16 protein-coding genes are annotated in these 17,811 nt (G+C 70.0%); 4 read left to right on the forward strand and 12 right to left on the reverse strand.

From position 1 onward, the window contains the following. Positions 1–12 precede the first annotated feature (12 nt). Both ACFVSU_RS14915 and ACFVSU_RS14920 read right to left on the reverse strand, forming a co-directional pair. The gene (locus ACFVSU_RS14915) at positions 13–1,302 is read right to left on the reverse strand and encodes an extracellular solute-binding protein (RefSeq protein ID WP_387144377.1); all 1,290 of its coding nucleotides are present in this window, start codon (positions 1,300–1,302) and stop codon (positions 13–15) included. A gap of 41 nt (positions 1,303–1,343) precedes the next feature. Continuing rightward, positions 1,344–2,405, reverse strand: a complete 1,062-nt coding sequence (locus tag ACFVSU_RS14920; protein WP_387144380.1) for a LacI family DNA-binding transcriptional regulator — start codon at positions 2,403–2,405, stop codon at positions 1,344–1,346. Between the two features lie 222 nt (positions 2,406–2,627). On the opposite strand from ACFVSU_RS14920, the gene ACFVSU_RS14925 reads away from it, so the two are divergent. After that, the gene (locus tag ACFVSU_RS14925) at positions 2,628–4,241 is read left to right on the forward strand and encodes a glycoside hydrolase family 68 protein (protein ID WP_387144383.1); all 1,614 of its coding nucleotides are present in this window, start codon (positions 2,628–2,630) and stop codon (positions 4,239–4,241) included. A gap of 81 nt (positions 4,242–4,322) precedes the next feature. Then, positions 4,323–5,963 (forward strand): glycoside hydrolase family 32 protein, encoded by a 1,641-nt coding sequence (locus ACFVSU_RS14930; protein WP_387144385.1) that lies wholly within the window; start codon positions 4,323–4,325, stop codon positions 5,961–5,963. A gap of 5 nt (positions 5,964–5,968) precedes the next feature. Here the strand turns inward: ACFVSU_RS14930 and ACFVSU_RS14935 are convergent, their stop codons facing one another. The 7 genes from ACFVSU_RS14935 to ACFVSU_RS14965 all read right to left on the reverse strand — a co-directional run bounded on the left by ACFVSU_RS14935 (position 5,969) and on the right by ACFVSU_RS14965 (position 13,757). Continuing rightward, the gene (locus tag ACFVSU_RS14935) at positions 5,969–7,009 is read right to left on the reverse strand and encodes a LacI family DNA-binding transcriptional regulator (RefSeq protein ID WP_387144388.1); all 1,041 of its coding nucleotides are present in this window, start codon (positions 7,007–7,009) and stop codon (positions 5,969–5,971) included. A 121-nt stretch (positions 7,010–7,130) separates the two neighbouring features. Then, on the reverse strand, positions 7,131–8,597 hold the full coding sequence (locus ACFVSU_RS14940; RefSeq protein ID WP_387144391.1) for a collagen-binding domain-containing protein: 1,467 nt from the start codon (positions 8,595–8,597) through the stop codon (positions 7,131–7,133). A gap of 305 nt (positions 8,598–8,902) precedes the next feature. Further along, complete coding sequence (locus ACFVSU_RS14945) at positions 8,903–9,742, reverse strand: universal stress protein (RefSeq protein WP_387144394.1); 840 nt, start codon at positions 9,740–9,742, stop codon at positions 8,903–8,905. A 147-nt stretch (positions 9,743–9,889) separates the two neighbouring features. Next, positions 9,890–11,248 carry a phosphoglucosamine mutase gene (gene glmM, locus ACFVSU_RS14950; RefSeq protein WP_387144397.1) on the reverse strand — a complete coding sequence of 453 codons (1,359 nt, stop codon included), beginning with the start codon at positions 11,246–11,248 and terminating at the stop codon, positions 9,890–9,892. Between the two features lie 16 nt (positions 11,249–11,264). Continuing rightward, positions 11,265–11,741, reverse strand: a complete 477-nt coding sequence (gene rpsI / locus ACFVSU_RS14955) for a 30S ribosomal protein S9 (RefSeq protein WP_203582317.1) — start codon at positions 11,739–11,741, stop codon at positions 11,265–11,267. A 25-nt stretch (positions 11,742–11,766) separates the two neighbouring features. Beyond that, positions 11,767–12,213, reverse strand: coding sequence for a 50S ribosomal protein L13 (rplM, locus tag ACFVSU_RS14960; RefSeq protein WP_387144400.1), 447 nt, complete (start codon positions 12,211–12,213; stop codon positions 11,767–11,769). 308 nt (positions 12,214–12,521) lie between these two features. Further along, positions 12,522–13,757 (reverse strand): DUF222 domain-containing protein, encoded by a 1,236-nt coding sequence (locus ACFVSU_RS14965; RefSeq protein ID WP_387144403.1) that lies wholly within the window; start codon positions 13,755–13,757, stop codon positions 12,522–12,524. A gap of 33 nt (positions 13,758–13,790) precedes the next feature. Here ACFVSU_RS14965 and ACFVSU_RS14970 point away from each other — a divergent pair, with 33 nt between their 5' ends. Together ACFVSU_RS14970 and ACFVSU_RS14975 are read left to right on the forward strand one after the other, a co-directional pair. Then, on the forward strand, positions 13,791–14,123 hold the full coding sequence (locus tag ACFVSU_RS14970) for a hypothetical protein (protein WP_387144406.1): 333 nt from the start codon (positions 13,791–13,793) through the stop codon (positions 14,121–14,123). 450 nt (positions 14,124–14,573) lie between these two features. Continuing rightward, positions 14,574–15,392, forward strand: a complete 819-nt coding sequence (locus ACFVSU_RS14975) for a UTP--glucose-1-phosphate uridylyltransferase (RefSeq protein WP_387144409.1) — start codon at positions 14,574–14,576, stop codon at positions 15,390–15,392. Between the two features lie 54 nt (positions 15,393–15,446). Here the strand turns inward: ACFVSU_RS14975 and ACFVSU_RS14980 are convergent, their stop codons facing one another. The 3 genes from ACFVSU_RS14980 to ACFVSU_RS14990 all read right to left on the reverse strand — a co-directional run bounded on the left by ACFVSU_RS14980 (position 15,447) and on the right by ACFVSU_RS14990 (position 17,807). Then, positions 15,447–16,133 (reverse strand): type II CAAX prenyl endopeptidase Rce1 family protein, encoded by a 687-nt coding sequence (locus ACFVSU_RS14980; protein WP_387144412.1) that lies wholly within the window; start codon positions 16,131–16,133, stop codon positions 15,447–15,449. 88 nt (positions 16,134–16,221) lie between these two features. Further along, positions 16,222–16,758 (reverse strand): LPXTG cell wall anchor domain-containing protein, encoded by a 537-nt coding sequence (locus tag ACFVSU_RS14985; RefSeq protein WP_387144416.1) that lies wholly within the window; start codon positions 16,756–16,758, stop codon positions 16,222–16,224. 194 nt (positions 16,759–16,952) lie between these two features. After that, positions 16,953–17,807 (reverse strand): CPBP family intramembrane glutamic endopeptidase, encoded by an 855-nt coding sequence (locus ACFVSU_RS14990; protein ID WP_387144419.1) that lies wholly within the window; start codon positions 17,805–17,807, stop codon positions 16,953–16,955. Positions 17,808–17,811 lie beyond the last annotated feature (4 nt).

A 17,811-nucleotide genomic window follows, 5' to 3' on the forward strand; every position in this document is an offset into this window, starting at 1 on the left:
CGGCACGGTGGATCACTGGAAGCCGTAGCCGTCGTTCGACTCGATGTTGGCGTCGATCTCAGAGACGGCGCGGTCGAGCGTCTCCTGGACGTCGGCGCCGTTCATGATGTCCTTCGCCGCCGTCTCGAACGTCGTCGAGATGACCGCGTACGCGGGCGTCTCGGGGCGCAGCACCGCGTACTTCTGCGAGAACTCGACGAACGGGCGCAGGGCGCCGTCATCGCCGAAGTACTCCGACGCCTGGGCGGCGGCATCCGTCGCGGGAATGACGACCTGCTTGTCGGCGAACTCGGTGATGTACTTGTCCTGGAAGCTGAACTCGAGGTACGCACGCGCGCCGTCGGCGTCGTCGCATTCGGACGAGATCGCCCACTGCCACGAGCCGCCGCCGATCCTGGGGCCATTGCCGAGGTCCGGCGGGGGCAGGATCAGCAGGTCGTCGCCGACCTCGTCGAGCGCGGCCACCGCGTTCCACACGCCGGTGTAGCTGAGCGCCACCTCGTCGTCGATGAACTCCTGGTTGCCCACGGTGCCGCTGTTGCCGGCGTAGCCGTCGGCGAAGAGGCCCGCGAACCAGTCGCCCCACGCGACCGCCTCGGGTCCGTTGAGGGCGCCGTCGGCCGACAGCATGGTGTCGCGATCGATGAGGTCGCCGCCGAAGCTCTGCAGGAACGGCGAGTAGGCGTACGGCCACCACTCCCCGGTGTCCTCCGCCCCGATGTCGATCGGTGTCTCGTAGCCGGCGTCCTTCAGCGTGGCGAGCGCCGCGTCGAACTCGTCCGCGGTCCACGGCTCCTCGACGGTCGGGATGCGGATGCCGTTGGCGTCGAGCACCGATTTGCGGGCGAAGATGCCGAGTGCGGCGTCCCAGTAGCCGGCCGAGTAGATCTCGTCGTCCCACACGCCGACGGCCGTGGGCAGCAGGGAGTCGGTGATCTCGGTGGGAAGGTCGAGCGGCTGCAGGTAGCCCGCCCAGGCCCAGTTCGGCATGATCGGACCGTCGAGGTCGAGAAGGCACGGAAGATCGCCGGATGCCGCGGCCGCGACGATCGCGTCGTTGTAGGCGCCCTGCGGGAACGACTCGTGCACGACCTCGTAGTCGTCCTGCGACGCGTTGAAGTCGGAGATGATCTGCTCGTAAACCTCGAGCTCGGCCGGGTTGCCCGCCGAGTGGGTCCACATCGTCAACTGGGTGCGGCCGTCCGCGGTGGTGGTGTCACCTTGGCCGGCTTGCCCGCACCCGGTCAGGGCGATCGCCGTGACCAGGCCCGCGGACACGAGGATCGGGGTCCTTGTGCGCATTGTTGTGGTTTCCTTTTCTTGGTGACTCACGCCCGCGTGGGTCACCGATCGGGGGCCGCCTGCGGCGGCCGCTCGGTGTGTGAAGCCCGTCGCCGGTTCGGTTTGGCGACTTGCGCCGGCGGCGGGCCTACGGAGTCTCGTCGGATGACGGGACACTCCATCAGGTGCGTGGCGTCCTCATCCCCTTCCGCGCGGACGCCGAGCGCGACCTCCATCGCCCAGCGACCCATGTCGTAGTGGGGCAGAGCGATGGTGGTGAGAGGGGGATCCTGTTCCGCCGCGATCAGCTGCTGGTCGTCGTAGCCGACGACGGAGAGATCGCGCGGGATGTCGAGGCCGCGACGGTGCGCTGCGATGTACACGCCGGCCGCCATGCGGTCGTTGAAGCAGAAGATGCCGGTGGGGCGCTCGTCGTCGGGGAGATCGAGGAGGACCTCGGCCGCCGCGCGACCACCGTGGGCCGAGGTGTCACCGGTGATGTGGAGCGCCGGGTCGGCCGGGATCCCGGCCTCTGCGAGCGCCTCGAGATAGCCCTCGTGGCGCAGCCTCGAGGCGATGGGGCCGTCGTCGGTGTCGATGTAGGCGATCCGCCGGTGGCCGGCGGCGACGAGCTCGCGCACCGCGGCCGCTCCTCCGGCGCGGTCGTCGGGGACGACGCTGCGGTAGCCCCCGTTCGCCGGGCGGCAGTCGAGCATCACGGTCTGCGCCGAGACGCCCTGCGGGACGTCGACCACGCGGTGCCACATGCACGCGTAGATCATCGCGTCGACCTGCTGCGCGGTGAGCGCGTCGATGGCCTCGCGTTCGATCTCGGCGTCGCCGCCGGTGTCGATCAGATAGACGAGGTGGCCGTTGTCGCGTGCGGCGTCCTGCGCACCGGCGAGCATGCGACCGGCGAACGGCGTCGTCGCGATCTGGTCGGAGATGAGTCCGACCGTGCGCGTGCGTTGCGTGCGAAGCCCCCGGGCCACCGAACTCGGAGCGTAGCCGACCGCCCGGGCCGCCTCGCGGACGCGCTGACGCGTCTCCTCCGAGATGCGCGATTCGACGTCGTTCATGACGAGCGAGACCGTGGTCACCGAGACGCCGGCCGCTGCCGCCACGTCTGAGATCCGCGCCCTCGCCATCAGTGACACTCCCTCGTGCTAAATCGATTTATCGAGCGGATCCGATTATGGACCGAGCGACGGCGAGCCGTCAAGTGCGACGTTCCGGCGGAGTCCATGCACCTGGATCCACATGTGCATGATCGGCTCGCACGTGCAACGATGAGTTCGCAATGCAAATCGATTTGCATTGCTGAGAATCCAAGGAGCGAACCAGAAATGCACACTCCCCCGAAGAAGGTCAGGCGCGTCCTGACCGGCGGCCTCACCGCCGCGGCGGTCGCGGCTTCCGTGCTCGTCGGCCTGCCCGCGGCAGCCCTCGCGGCCCCGGCCGCGCCGGCGACGCCCGAGCTGCAGGACGGGCCCCAGTCGACCGAGCACTCGCAGCAGGCGTACGCCCCCGAAGACGACTTCACCGCGAAGTGGACTCGCGCAGACGCCCGGCAGCTCAAGCGCCTGTCGGACCCTTCCGCGGGCTCGAAGCAGAACTCGATGCCCGCCGAGCTCACCATGCCCGCGGTTTCGCAGGACTTCCCCGACATGAGCAACGAGCAGGTGTGGGTCTGGGACTCGTGGCCGCTGACCGATGAGGACGCCAACCAGTACAGCGTCAACGGCCAGGAGATCATCTTCTCGCTCGTGGCCGACCGCAACCTCGTGTTCGACGAGCGCCACGTGTTCGCGAAGATCGGCTACTTCTACCGCCCCGCCGGCGTCCCCGCCGATGAGCGTCCGGCGAACGGCGGCTGGACGTATGGCGGCCTCGTCTTCGATGAGGGCGTGACCGGCAAGATCTTCCCCGACCAGTCGTACAGCCACCAGACCCAGTGGTCGGGTTCGGCGCGCATCTCGAAGGGCGGCGAGATCAAGCTGTTCTTCACGGACGTCGCGTTCTACCGCAACGAGGACGGCAGCAACCGCAAGCCCTACGACCCGCGCATCGCACTGAGCGTCGGCAAGGTGCACGCCAACAAGAACGGCGTGAAGCTGACCGGGTTCGACAAGGTCACCGACCTGCTGCAGGCCGATGGCACGTACTACCAGACCGGTGCGCAGAACGAGTTCTTCAACTTCCGCGACCCGTTCACGTTCGAGGACCCGGCCCACCCCGGTGAGACCTACATGGTCTTCGAGGGCAACTCCGCCATGCCCCGCGAGACCGCGACGTGCGACGAAGAGGACCTCGGCTACCGCGAGGGAGATCCCTTCGCAGAGACGGTCGACCAGGTGAACGCCTCGGGCGCCACGTACCAGATCGGCAACGTCGGTCTCGCGAAGGCGAAGAACAAGGACCTCACCGAGTGGGAGTTCCTGCCGCCCATCCTGTCGGCGAACTGCGTCACCGACCAGACCGAGCGTCCGCAGATCTACATGAAGGACGGCAAGTACTACCTCTTCACCATCAGCCACCGCGGCACGTTCGCGAACGGCATCGACGGCCCCGAGGGCGTCTACGGGTTCGTCGGCGACGGCATCCGCAGCGACTACCAGCCCATGAACTCCGGCTCGGGCCTGGCGCTGGGCAACCCGACGAACCTGAACTTCGCGGGCGGACAGCCGTTCGCGCCGGACTACAATCAGCCGATCGGGCACTTCCAGGCGTACTCGCACTACGTGATGCCCGGCGGACTGGTGCAGTCGTTCATCGACACGGTCGGCACGGAGGGCGACTTCCGCCGCGGCGGCACTCTCGCGCCGACCGTCAAGATCGACATCGACGGCGCCTCGTCGGCGGTCGACTACTCGTACGGCAACGGCGGGCTCGGCGGCTACGCCGACATCCCGGCGAACATCAACGTCAACAACGGCGGCAAGGTCACCCCGCTGCCGTGACCTGACAGTCGAGCGGATGCCTCGGCACGACCCCGTGCCGAGGCATCCGTTCGTCCCGTTCCGAGCCGAGAAGGAGACCGAATGCACACGCAGAACACCCGATCCGCGTCGCCCCGGCGGCGCCTCTTCGCCCTGCTCGCCGGAGCGGCGGCCGCGATCGTGCTCGTGGCGGCGATCGCCGTCGCGCTGTCGCAACGGAGCGGGACGGATGCCGCGCCCTCGCCGTCTGCGACGACCGACGGGCTCGAGCGGCCCGCGCACTGGTCTCCGCACCGCCCGGGAGTGCACCTCACCCCGGAGAAGGACTGGATGAACGACCCGCAGAAGCCGTTCCTCCTGGACGGCGTGTGGCACTACTACTACCTCTACAACGCCGACTACCCGGACGGGAACGGCACCGCGTGGTACCACGCGACCTCGACCGACCTCGTCCACTGGAAGGACGAGGGCGTCGCGATCGACAAGTACGCCAACGGGCTCGGCGACATCTGGACCGGCACGGCGGTCGTGGATGAACACGGCACCGCAGGGTTCGGCGAGGGCGCCGTCATCGCGCTCGTCACGCAGCAGGTCGACGGGGTGCAGAGGCAGTCCCTGTTCGTCTCGCGCGACGGCGGCTATCGTTTCGAGTCGTTCGACGGCAATCCCGTGATGGAGAACCCCGGCGTCGCGGACTGGCGCGATCCACGCGTGTTCTGGGATGACGCGGCCGGGCACTGGGTGATGGCCCTCGCCGAGCACGACCGGATCGGGTTCTACACCTCGCCGAACCTTCGCGACTGGACCTACTCCTCCGACTTCGTCACCACCGACCTCGGCGTCCTGGAGTGCCCCGACCTGTTCCCCATGGCGGTCGACGGCGATCCCGACGACGTGCGGTGGGTGCTCGTCGCGGGCGCGAACGGCGCCGCGGAGGGGATGACGACAGGCACCGCGTACTGGGTGGGCGCGTGGGACGGCGAGCGCTTCACCTCCGACGGCGCCGGCCACCAGTGGCTGGACCACGGCCCCGACTACTACGCGGCCGTCACGTGGGACGACCCACGCCTGGATGAGCACGACCGCCTCGCGTCGCGGTACGGCATCGGCTGGATGAACAACTGGGCTTACGCCGGCGGGTTCCCCACCGAGGACTGGCACGGCGGGTCGGACTCCCTCGTGCGCACGATCACCCTGAGCGACGAAGAGGGGCGCGCGACGCTGCACTCCGAGCCGGCGGCCGAGCTGGGATCGCTGGAAGGCGAGGCCGAGGACCTCGCCGATGCGCGGCTCGCCGACGGCGAGACCGTGGACGTCGCTGTGCCCGCCTCGGGCGCGTATCGACTGCGATTGGATGCTGCGAGCCCGGCCGGCGAGCTTCGGGTCAAGGTCCTCACGGGGGACGGCAGCTTCGCGACGGTCGGCTACGACTTCGCGGCGCGGTCCGTGTTCGTCGCACGGGATGCCGACGCCGTCGCCGACCCGATGCCTGAGGCGTACCGCGAGGTGCGCACGGCGGCGGTGGAGCCGGAGGATGGGCGCATCGCGCTCGACATCGTCGTGGACGCTTCCTCGATCGAGGTCTTCGCGGGCGGCGGTCGCGCGGCGCTCACGATGGCCACGTTCGGGACGAGCGGCGCGCGAGGGCTGCAGATCGAGGGCACGCGGGAGCCGGTCGCCGTCACGAGCGCCAGCCTCACCCCGTTGCGGGTTGCTCCGGTCGAACGGGAATCGCGCCGGTAGCGCCCCTAGCGAGCGAGCGGCACCCCGACGGACTCGCGCTCGACCAGCCACCCGCGGAGCAGGTGGATGCCGTCACCGACCGGCGGCGCGGTCCCGTCGATCCGGTCGAGCAGGCGGGTCATGCCCCACCTCCCCATCTCGTCGTGGGGCAGCGCGACCGTGGTGAGCCCGGGGTCCAGGGCGTCGGCGACCGGATGCAGATCGTCGATTCCCACGACGCTGATGCCGTGCGGGACGGGGACGCCGCGCCGCGCTGCGGCCTGCATCACGCCCATGGCGATCTGGTCGTTGAAGCAGATGACGGCTGTGGGCGGGACGATCTGATCGAGGAGTCGCCCTCCCGCTTCTCGACCGCCTGCCGCATCGGAGGTGCAGAAGTCGAGGCGACCGTCGGCCAGGGCGATCCCCGAGTCGCCCAGGGCGGATCGCACGCCGATGAGGCGGCCGCGAGCGGCGCGGGACTCGTCGGTGGTCCCGACGTAGGCGATGTCGCGGTGTCCCTCACGCGTGAGCCGCTCGCAGGCGAGAGCCGCGATCTGCGCCTCGTCTGGCACGACGGCGTCGACCTCCCAGCCGGGCCCAGGCGCCGCGTCCACGAGCACGACGGGCACGTCATCTGGGACGTCGGGCTGCTCGACGCGCTGGTGGTACATGCGGGCGATCAAGAGGCCGTCGACCCGCTGGGCGAGGAAGCGCGCGACGAGGTCGCGCTCCGCCTCGGCATCGCCGCCGCTCTCGGCGACCATCAGCAGCACGTCGCGCTCGAGCCCGGCTCGACGGGCCCCCTCGATGATGCGGCCCGCGAACGGGGTCGCCGCCAGGTCGTCGCCGATGAGCCCGACGACACCGGTGCGGCGGCGGCGCAGTCCGCTGGCCACCCGATCGGGGACGTATCCGAGCTCACGGGCGACGGCGAGGATCCGCTCGCGGGTCTCGGCGTTCACCGCCCGCGCGCCACTCAGCGCATGCGACACCGTCGTCGCCGAGACGCCCGCGGCGGCGGCGACGTCGCTGACGCGCGCGCGCCCGCCGGTCTTGCCAGACATACGCCCAGCCTATGGGCCGCGGCCGCCCGGGGCTCGCCCTCGATCGGCGCTGCCGGTGCGCGCGGGGCATGAACGACAGCGGCGCCCCGCCGATGCATGAGCGCCGCTGACGTACGTCAGATCAGGCCGCTCTGCGGCGACGGGCGAGCCACAGGAGCACCCCGCCGGCGATTGCCAGCACGGCGGCCGCACCGCCGAACGCCCATGGCGCTGTGGCACCGGTCACCGCGAGGGCGGCCGGCGTCTCCACGGCCGGCTGGGCGGCGTCGGGCTCCTCCGTCCTGGGTTGCTCGGTGCCCGGCTGATCCGTGCCAGGCTCGTCCGTGCCAGGCTCGTCCGTACCCGGCTCGTCCGTACCCGGCTCGTCCGTACCCGGCTTGTCCGTGCCGGGCTCCTCCGTCCCAGGCTCCTCCGTGCCGGGCTCCTCCGTGCCCGGTACGCCGGGCTGGGTGCCCTCGACGCACGGCAGCATGCCGAGGAAAAGGTTGGTGTGCAGCTCCTTGCCGCCATTGAGCGCCGTGAAGGATGCCGCGACCAGCTGCCCTTCGAACTCACGACCGCCCGCGCTCTCGGCCGGGAAGATCACGTGCGCCACAGGTGCGTAGATCGCACCACGCACCGGTTCGTTGAACGAGACGATCTCGACGTCGCCTGCGATCGACGACAGATCCCACAGCACGTACCCCAGGGCCGCGTTGCCCGGCGCGTTCTTGCCGGCGTTCAGTTCCGACGGCACCGTGAGCACGCCGTCGATGAGGTCGGTGGGCTCCACCTTCACGACGAGCGGCGACGTCGCGCTGTACCCCTCGAGCCGGAACTTCGCCGCCCCGTCGATCTGCCCCAGCGTGACGCGGTTGGGTCCGGCGGGGTCGAGCACGATGCGGGTCTCGCCGCCGGGGATCACCTGCGGCGAGCGCCAGATGCCCTCCTGCGCCAGCAGCGCCGCGCCCTCGTCGGCGGCGAAATAGTCGTCGAACGCGTCGAGCTCGGTGGCGAAGCTCTCCGCGCCGGCGCCGCCGTTCCACGGCTGAACGTGCGACTCGATCTGCGGACTCATGTTGCCGCCGCCGACCGGGAGATAGGTGGTGCCGGTGCCCCCGAACTGCGGGCCGAACGCGTAGCCGGCGGTCGGCGTGACGATCTTCGCGCCGGCCGAGACCGACCCCTCGGGGATCCGCTTGACCTGCGCGACCTTCACGGTGTCGAGGTTCGGGCTGAAACGGTTGAGCAGCACGCGGTTGGGCGCGCCGTCGATCGTCGGCACGGCGTAGTCGGCGCTGCCGCCGACGCCGCCCTGCAGCAGCGGGTACTGGCCGGCCGCGAAGCCGCGCGGGTCGCCGAACGTGGCGTCGCCGCCGACGGCGAGGGTCCCCTCCAGCTCGCTGTTGGCGAGGATCGCATCGCCCGTCACAAAGATGCTGTAGCCGCTCGCCGACCCGATCGGCGTCGCGGCGCCCATCGGGTTCGCGTAGCAGGCGACGCCCGTCTCGGTCGCGACGGCCGGCAGAGCAGATGCCCCGACGAGCCCTCCCGCGATCAGTGCGGCCGCCGCCGCAACCGTGGCGAGCTTGTTCCTGTTGCCTGACATGGTTCTGTCCCCCAGATATCGTCCGCGCAGGCGCGCGCAACGCCCCCGCTCTCTACGCGGGCGTTCCCCCCATCCGCGCACACGTGAGCACGGAGGCCGGCAGACGGGTCACCCCGTCGCCATGACTCGTCCGTGCTCTGCGTTTCGGGTGCGTGAGCGCCGGATCGAAAGTCCCCTCTTCGAACCTATCGAGATGAGAGCGCTCTCACAAATCGCCCACGGAGCTCTGCTGGTTCTCCGCGCGAGACCGCACAACACCGGCGCACGACGCCGGTCGCGGTCTCAGGCCTGGTGCGACCCCGAGCTCAGCGCACCACGGCGGTCGCGGTCTCGAGGCGCGCGAGCACTTCCTGGCTGATGGAGCCGAGGAGGAAGCGCGCCAGCGCGCCGCGCCCGTGCGAGCCGACCACCGCGAGGCGCGCCGTGCCCGCGAGCTCGTTGATGATGTGCGACGGATACCCGCGCTCGACGCGGCGCACGATCTCCAGATCGGGGTAGCGCGAGGCGAGTCCGGCGAGCGAGAGCCCGAGCGCCTCGCCCGTGAGCTTCTCCATGTTCTCGAGGTACTGCACGGGGTACGCCCCTATGTTGCGCGGCACCTCGAGCGGCGTCCACACCGCCACGGCGATGAGCGGCTCGCGGAGCCGGTCGGCCTCGGCGGCGGCGAACGCCACTGCCTTCTCCGACACCGGCGAGCCGTCGACGCCGACCACGACTCCGGTGCGGTCCGCGACGTCGAAGTCCGGGATCACCACGACCGGCGAGTGCGCGCCGGCGGCGATGCGGAGGCCGTGGGCACCGCGGTGCGCCCGCGATCCCGACCCCTGGTAGTCGCTGCCGATGACCAGCAGCGCGGCGTCGGTCGAGGCATCCAACAGCTTCGCGACCGGGTTGCCCCGTTCGACCCGGGTGCGCACGTCGAGACCTGTCGACGCGATGCGGGATGCCTCGGCCTCGGCGAGCTCGACAGCTTGGGCGAGTGCGGCGTCGACGAGGGAGTCCTCCCCCACGGCGCCGACCGCTCCTCCGACGACGGCGAACAGCTCGATCGGCTGCCGCCTCTCGACCGCGCGCTGCGCCGCCCAGTCGACCGCTCGACGCGTGACCGCAGCATCCGTGATTCCGACGACGATCGCTTCACCCACGATTGGCTCCTCTCGGATGCCCCCAGGCTAGCCCCGCCGCCGACCCCGGCGCAGGGTGGTGGGCCGTGACAAAACCGCCGGTGGGAGAGACGAACGCGGCGGGCCCGAAGGCCCGCCGCGTTCGATGTGAGGTCGTCCCGCCTGGAGTTACAGCGAGAGGCGCTCGCGTACGACGCCGGCGAGCTCGTCGGCGTGGCGGCGGGCTTCATCTTCGGAGGATGCCTCGACCATCACGCGCACGAGCTGCTCGGTGCCCGACGGGCGCAGCAGCACGCGCCCCGAGAGGCCGAGCTCTGCGGATGCGCGGGCGACAGCATCCTGAACTCCCTCGTCGGTGGCCGCGCGGGTACGGTCGACGTCCTTCACGTTCACGAGCACCTGCGGGTACACGGTCATGATCGACGCGAGCTCTTCCAGCGTCTTGCCGGTGCGCGCCATCTCGGCGACCAGGTGCAGACCGGTGAGCAGACCGTCGCCGGTCGTCGCGTAATCGCTCATGATGACGTGGCCCGACTGCTCGCCACCCAGCGAGAAGCCCTGCTCGTTCATGCGCTCGAGCACGTAGCGGTCGCCGACCGCAGTGGTCTCGACGTGGATGCCGTGGGTCGACATCGCGCGGTGGAGCCCGAGGTTGCTCATCACGGTGGCGACCAGCGTGTCGTCCTTGAGCTCGCCGCGGCCCTTCATCGACACCGCGAGAATGGCCATGATCTGGTCGCCGTCGACGACCTTGCCGGTCGCGTCGACCGCGAGGCAGCGGTCGGCGTCGCCGTCGTGCGCGATGCCCACGTCGGCACCGACGCGCACCACGTGCTCGGCGAGCTTGTCGAGGTGCGTCGAGCCGACGCCGTCGTTGATGTTCCAGCCATCGGGGTCTGCGCCGATGACGGTGACTTTGGCGCCGGCATCGGCGAAGGTCTCGGGCGAGACACCGGATGCCGCGCCGTGCGCGCAGTCGAGCACGACGTGGATGCCGTCGAGGCGATGCGGGAGTGACGCGAGCAGGTGGACGACGTAGCGGTCCTCGGCGTCGGCGAACCGGCGGATGCGGCCTACCTCAGCACCGGTGGGCTGCAGCTTCGGGCCGGCCATGGCAGCCTCGATGCGCTCTTCGACGACGTCGGGCAGCTTCACGCCGCCGCGGGCGAAGATCTTGATGCCGTTGTCGGGAGCAGGATTGTGGGATGCCGACACCATGACGCCGAAGTCGGCATCCATGTCGGCGATCAGGAACGCCGCCGCGGGGGTCGGGAGCACGCCGGCGTCGAGGACGTCGACGCCCGACGAGGCCAGGCCGGCTTCGACCGCGGCGGAGAGGAACTCGCCGGAGACGCGCGGGTCGCGGGCGACGACGGCGGTGAGCCGCTTGCCCGCGGCGCGGCGCGCCTCGGCGGAACGGCCCTGGCCCAGGACGACGGCGGTCGCCTGGGCCAGGGACAGTGCGAGATCGGCGGTGAGGGGGCCGTTGGCCAGCCCCCTCACCCCGTCCGTGCCAAAGATCGGCATACGGGATGGAAGCCGATCAGCGCTTCGAGTACTGCGGCGCCTTGCGGGCCTTCTTGAGACCGGCCTTCTTGCGCTCGATGACGCGGGCGTCGCGCGAGAGGAAGCCGGCCTTCTTGAGGGTCGGGCGGTTGTTCTCGACGTCGATCTCGTTCAGCGCACGGGCGATGCCGAGGCGGAGCGCGCCGGCCTGGCCCGAGGGGCCGCCACCCGAGATGCGGACGATGACGTCGTACGCACCCGTGAGGTTGAGGACCGTGAACGGGTCGGTGATGAGCTGCTGGTGGAGCTTGTTCGGGAAGTAGTCCTCGAACGCACGGCCGTTGACCGTGATCGTGCCCGAGCCGGGGATGACGCGCACGCGGGCGATGGCCTGCTTGCGGCGACCGACAGCGGCGCCCGAGACCGAGAGCACGGGGCGCTCGGCGGCGACGACGGTCTCGTCGACGGTGGACTCGGTGGAGTAGCTCGTGGGGGTTTCTTCGATGTTCGCCATCAGTGTGTCCTGTTCTGTGCGGCGCTTACTGGGCGACCTGGTCGAAAACGTACGCGGTGGGCTTCTGCGCGGCGTGCGGGTGCTCGGCACCGCGGTACACCTTGAGCTTCGACAGCTGGTTGGCGCCGAGGCTGTTCTTCGGGAGCATGCCGCGGACGGCCTTCTCGACGGCGCGGACCGGGTTCTTCTCGAGGAGCTCCGCGTAGGTGACCGACTTGAGGCCGCCCGGGTAGCCCGAGTGACGGTAGGCCTTCTTCTGCTCGAGCTTCTGGCCCGTCAGCGCGACCTTGTCGGCGTTGATGATGATGACGAAGTCGCCCATGTCGATGTGGGGGGCGAAGGTCGCCTTGTGCTTGCCACGCAGGAGCGCGGCAGCGTGCGAGGCGAGGCGGCCGAGGACGACGTCAGTCGCGTCGATGACCAGCCACTCGCGCTGGGCTTCGCCAGCCTTGGGGGTGTAAGTGCGCGTCACAGTAGTGCTGCTTTCTTGATTCGAACGGAGAGGTTCGTGAATCCCACTCCGGGGTGGTTCTGTCTCTCGATGAGGGACGGAACACGCCAGTGGAGGGCTCACGTTCGCGGCGCCGGGTCAGCTGAGCCGGACACCAAAGATCAATAGTACGCGACGCGGATGCCTCGACCAAACCGGCGCCCTACCCGCCGGCCTCCCCGGTTCGTGGTCGCCACGCCGGGCGCGCCGAAGACGAGGGTGCGATCAGCACCTCCTCATTCGGCGCCCTCTTCGCATGGCGTGTTCCCGGGGATCGCGACCCTCCTTGGTCAGGTACCGGATCTCCGTCCGCTACCCCCGGCACGCTCGGCCGAACTCTGCGTTTCGGGAACCCACGCTCGGGGACTGCCAGGTCTTGGTGGAAGGTCCGGCGGCTGCCGCCATTCGACTCGGTCGGGTGGTCGTGGCGGATCCCACGCCCAACTCCAGGCCGCCTTCGAGACCAGCACGACCGGGGCGCCCTCGCCGGCCGGTGGGCGCAGCACGAACGCCCCCTTGCCGTCCCGGGTGATGCGCCACCCGGTGTTGTGCAGCTTCATATGGTGGAACCGACAGAGCAGCACACCGCGATCCACGTCGGTGCTGCCACCCTCGGCGAAATGGTCGATGTGGTGCGCCTCGCAGTACGACGGCGGCCGGTCACATCCCGGCCACACGCAGCCGCCGTCACGAACGGCGAGCACCAGCCGCTGCGCCGACGAGTACATGCGGGCCTCACGCCCGAGGTCGAACGGGTTGCCCTCGGGATCGACGATGACCTCGATGAACCCGTTCGCGCACGCGGTGCGGTCGATCACGGAGCCGGGAAAGGCGCAGCCACCATCCATGTCGTGCCCAACGGCGAGGAGTCGTCCGAACGGGTCGCGGGGACCGGCGTCTTTCACGACGACCATTCGCACCCCGGGCTGCCGCGAGCCGAAAACACTCTTCGCTTCGGCGAGCGCGCCCGCTCGGATGATGTCCATCAGCAGGTCATAGGCGAGCTGGTCATTCGTTCGGGGGTCCTCGATCAGGTTCTCGGCGGCGGCGCGTTCTTCATCGGTCATGAAGCGAGGGCCGCCTCGCCGCGGACGCAACCCCGCGGCCAGCATCGACCTGACGAACGCTCCCATCTCATCATCGAAGACGATCGTGCCGCGGTCCTGCCCGTCGGAGTCCGTCCAGATCCTGAATCCGCGGTTCCCGAATCGCCGGCCGTACCGTTCCTCGGCGCCGATGGGGTCGAGCATGTCGCGCATCGTGCGCGCCCGCTTCGCGAGCTCCTCCACCGGCAGCCCCGCGGCCTCCGCCGCGAGCGCTTCCGCCGCGAGCATCCACGCCTCGCGGACCATCGCGTCGCGGGCGGCCTGCTCGGCCGGATCCCCCGGATCGAAGAGCTCGGACTCCGCCACCTGATCGCCATCCGCGCCGGGCACCCCGGCGGCACCGCCGACTGGCGCATTGTCGCCCGTGGGCGCATCGCTGGTGCGCGGCACTCGATCTGCGCCGCGCGCAACGGTCGCCACCAGAGGCTCGCCGAGCCCACGTTGGATCGCGTCATGCTGCGCCGTCGTCAGCCGCCCCTCGAGAAGGCCTCGCCGGAGCGGCTCATCCCACGCCACCACCCGCACCGGCGCATCGATCTGCTCGGCAGCCCCGCCGACGCCATCGTCACCACCGAGCCCCGGAAGTCCCTCACCCGGCGCCCCCGCCACCCCGAGCCCAGGAACGAAGCCGGGGCTCGCAGCATCCGCCCCCTCCACCAACGACGTTCCGACGCGCACCTGGCGCACGGCATCGGCCCGGGTGCCGCCCGTGATCGACTGGATCAGCTTCTCGGGGGTCGAGAACCCCTGCCCGGCGGCGAGTCCGCCGCGCCCGCGGTCGCGTGAGGATCGCGTGGCCGCGACTCCGGCGAGCACCGCCTGCAAGCGGTCCGCATCGTTCGCGATCGCGCCGACCTCGGCGAGGATCTCGAGCACCGACGAATCGCTCAGTTGCGCCGCACTCGACGGGAGCACCTCAGCCTCGACATCCAGCTCCGACCATGCCGCGAGCCGGTTCAGGCGGCCCTGCAGATCGGTGAGGATGTTCATATCTGAAGCATGTCACCAACCTCGGACATTCGAATGCCTCTTCGCAATGGTCGAAATCGCCCGCCCTCGGCGCTGCGAGGAATGCGCGCGCGAGCATCGCCCCCTGGGCGACCTGTCACGGGTCATGTCATCTGTAACACCCGGTTCACCGAGCCTCTCTAATGTCGTTCTCATGAAAGAACCGTCGATCAAAGCTGTGACCCCGCCGCCGGCCTGGGCACGCGCTTCCTTCCCGCCACCAAGGCGATGCCGAAGGAGATGCTCCCCGTCGTCGACAAGCCCGCCATCCAGTACGTCGTCGAGGAGGCGGTGGCAGCGGGCATCGACGATGTGCTCGTCATCATCGGTCGCAACAAGAACGCGTTGGCGAACCACTTCGACCGCGTCACCGAGCTCGAAGACACGCTTCACCGCAAGGGCGACCTGACCAAGCTCGAGCGGGTCATGCATCCCAGCTCGCTCGCCGACGTGCACTTCGTCCGCCAGGGCGACCCGCGCGGTCTCGGTCACGCCGTGCTGCGCGCCCGCAAGCATGTCGGCAACGAGACGTTCGCGGTGATGCTCGGCGATGACCTCATCGATGCCCGCGACCCCCTGCTCTCGCGCATGATCGAGGTCTCGCGCGAGCGCTCCGCCACCGTGGTCGCCCTGATGGAGGTCGACCCCGGCCAGATCCATCTCTACGGATGCGCCGACGTCGAGTCGACCGACGAAGGCGACGTGGTGAAGATCAACGCCCTCGTCGAGAAGCCGTCGGCCGACGAGGCCCCCAGCAATCTCGCCATCATCGGGCGGTACGTGCTCAAGCCCGAGATCTTCGACGTGCTCGAGCGCACCGAACCGGGCAAGGGCGGCGAGATCCAGCTCACCGACGCGCTCGAGGTGCTCGCGGGCGACGAGCAGATCGCCGGTCCGGTGCTCGGGGTCGTGTTCGGCGGACGCCGGTACGACACCGGCGACCGCCTCGACTACCTGAAGTCCAGCATCCAGCTCGCCCTTGACCGGGACGACCTCGGCCCCGAACTGGCCGCCTGGATCAAGGAGCTCGCACCGACGCTCCCCTGAGCGCACACCTGAAGCGGAACGGATGCTGCGACCCGAGGCACCCGTTCCCCTGCGTCACCAGAGCAGCAGCGCCGCCCCGATCGCGTTGAAGACGACGTGCGCGATCAAGGCTCCGGCGAGCCTTCCGGTCAGCAGCGTCAGAAACCCGCAGCCAAGTCCCACGGCCACGGTGCCGAGGAGCAGCCCGACGGGCACGAACTCCCCCGCCGCGAGCACGTGGAGTCCGGTGAAGATCGCCGTCGCGACCAGCACAGCCGCCACACCCGCGACGAGCCGCCCCGCTCCCGCGAGGGCATCACCGAGCGCGCGCTGCAGCAATCCGCGGAAGAACAGCTCCTCTATTAAGGGAGTCACGAGCACGGCCCCTGCGAGAGCCACGATCGTCGCCGCGATCGCGTCCGCTGCATCCCCCAGGAACACCCCGCCGACGGAGGGTGCGACGAGCTCCACCAACCCCCGTGCCACGAGCCCGACACCCAACCCGGCGACGAGGTCGATCCACGAGAACCCACGGAGTCCCACCGCAGCGGCGAACCGGTCTCCCGACACCCGCACGGCGACGATGACCGCGACGAGCAGCGACGCCGACAGCAGCACGAGGTCGATGATCCCGACCACCACCGCCGGCCATCGCAGCAGCGCCGAATGCAGAGACGGCAGCCACAGGATCGCGACCGCGAGCAGCAGCGCTCCGACCGCGGCGACCGCAACGGCCGCCCACGGATGCTTCCATGCGCGCACGCCCGATTCCTCCACCATCACACTCCCGGGTGTCCGGCTTAAGACGAAGACCCCGGGCGGGAGCCCGGGGTCTTCGAGGAGTTGGTGATCAGCGGTTGCCGGCCGCGCGACGACGGGCGACGGCCGCCGCGACCGCGATGCCGCCGAGGCCGATCGCGCCGACGCCGAGCCAGATGATCGCGCCGGGGACCTCGCCACCGGTCGCGGGGAGCTGGCCCGAGCCGCCGGTGCCACCCGAGCCGGAGCCCGCGGCCGCGACGTTCAGCGTGACCGAGCCGATCGTGGTCTCGCCGTCCGAGACGCTGACGACGTAGGTGCCGGCGGTCTGCGCGGTGAACGTGGCCGAGGCCGAGCCGTTCGTGACAGGCTTCTCGACCGAGCTGCCGCCGCTCGAGGCGACGACGATCGATGCCAGCGTGGCGCCCGTGCTGGGCGTGACCGAGAAGAAGACGGTCTGGAGGTCACCGAGTTCGGTGAACGTGACGGTGACGGACTGCCCCACAGTCGGCGTCGTGTCACTGACGGTGCCGGGAACACCGGCGGGGTAATCAGCGGAGGCTGCCCCAGCGCCTCCGAGGACGAGCAGGCCTGCCACGGCGAGCGCGGCGACAGTCTTCTTGAACATGGCGTAGATCTCCCGAGTTATGTGCGCGTCATCGGCGGTATTTTCGTGTCGGCAAACGTTCGCCCGAGGGGCCGACCCGTGACACGCTACCGCATTCTGAGAGTTCGATGAGAGGCCCGGAGTTTCCAGAAGGTAACAAGTTGTAGCGTTTGTCCCCCCTTCGGGGGACAGAATCGAGCCAAATGCGCAATGACCTAGGTCATTGCGCTCGCGAGCACCGCGAGCGCAACGTACGACGCGTTGTAGACGGCGTGTACCAAGACGGCGCCCCAGATGCGGCCCGTCAGCAGCACCAGTGCTGCGCACACGACCCCGAGCAGCGACAGCGAGACGACCCCGCTCACATCCGCGGCGCCGGAGATCCCGTGTATCACGACGAACAGCGCCGTCGACCCGAGCGCGGCAGCAAGGCCGGCGGTGACCTTGCCGAATGGTCGGCGCAGCACCGTGTACAGCGACACCAGAACGACGGCACGGAAGAACAGCTCCTCCACGACCGGCGCCACCATCACAGGCCCCACGACATCGAACAACATCGACCACAGCGGCACCGATCCACCCACCTGCACGATGCCCGGCCACTCGGCCGGCGTCCCGTCGAGTCCCTCGATCCATCCCTGCGTCGTCCGCAGCAGCGCGCCGAGCACGACCCCGTAGAGCACGTCGATCGCCCGCACTCGCAGCAGCCCGATCGGGCGCGACCGGGTGAAGGCCCACACGACGGGCAGCAGCATCCCGATCCAGACGATGGCGGTGGAGGATGCCGCGGCCCACGGCGAATCCCACACCGCCGCCACGAGCGACCCGAGCAGCACACCGGCGCCGAGCGAGATCAGTGCGGTCGCCAGCAGGCCCTCGCGCCACCGGAAGACGGTGCGCCCACCGAGCCGCCAGTCCGTGCGGGCCTCGTGCGAGCTGCGCCTAGACCGGCGCGGCGCCTGCTCTTCGATAGGCGCTTCTTCCGCGGCGACAGCGGCCGAGGAACCCGCCGGCGGCTGCAGCGACCACAGGTCGACCGTGGGTGCGGCGTCGCTAGGCTGGTCGGGCACGCGC

It is taken from the genome of Microbacterium sp. NPDC058062, assembly GCF_042885375.1.
GTDB lineage: Bacteria > Actinomycetota > Actinomycetes > Actinomycetales > Microbacteriaceae > Microbacterium > Microbacterium trichothecenolyticum_C.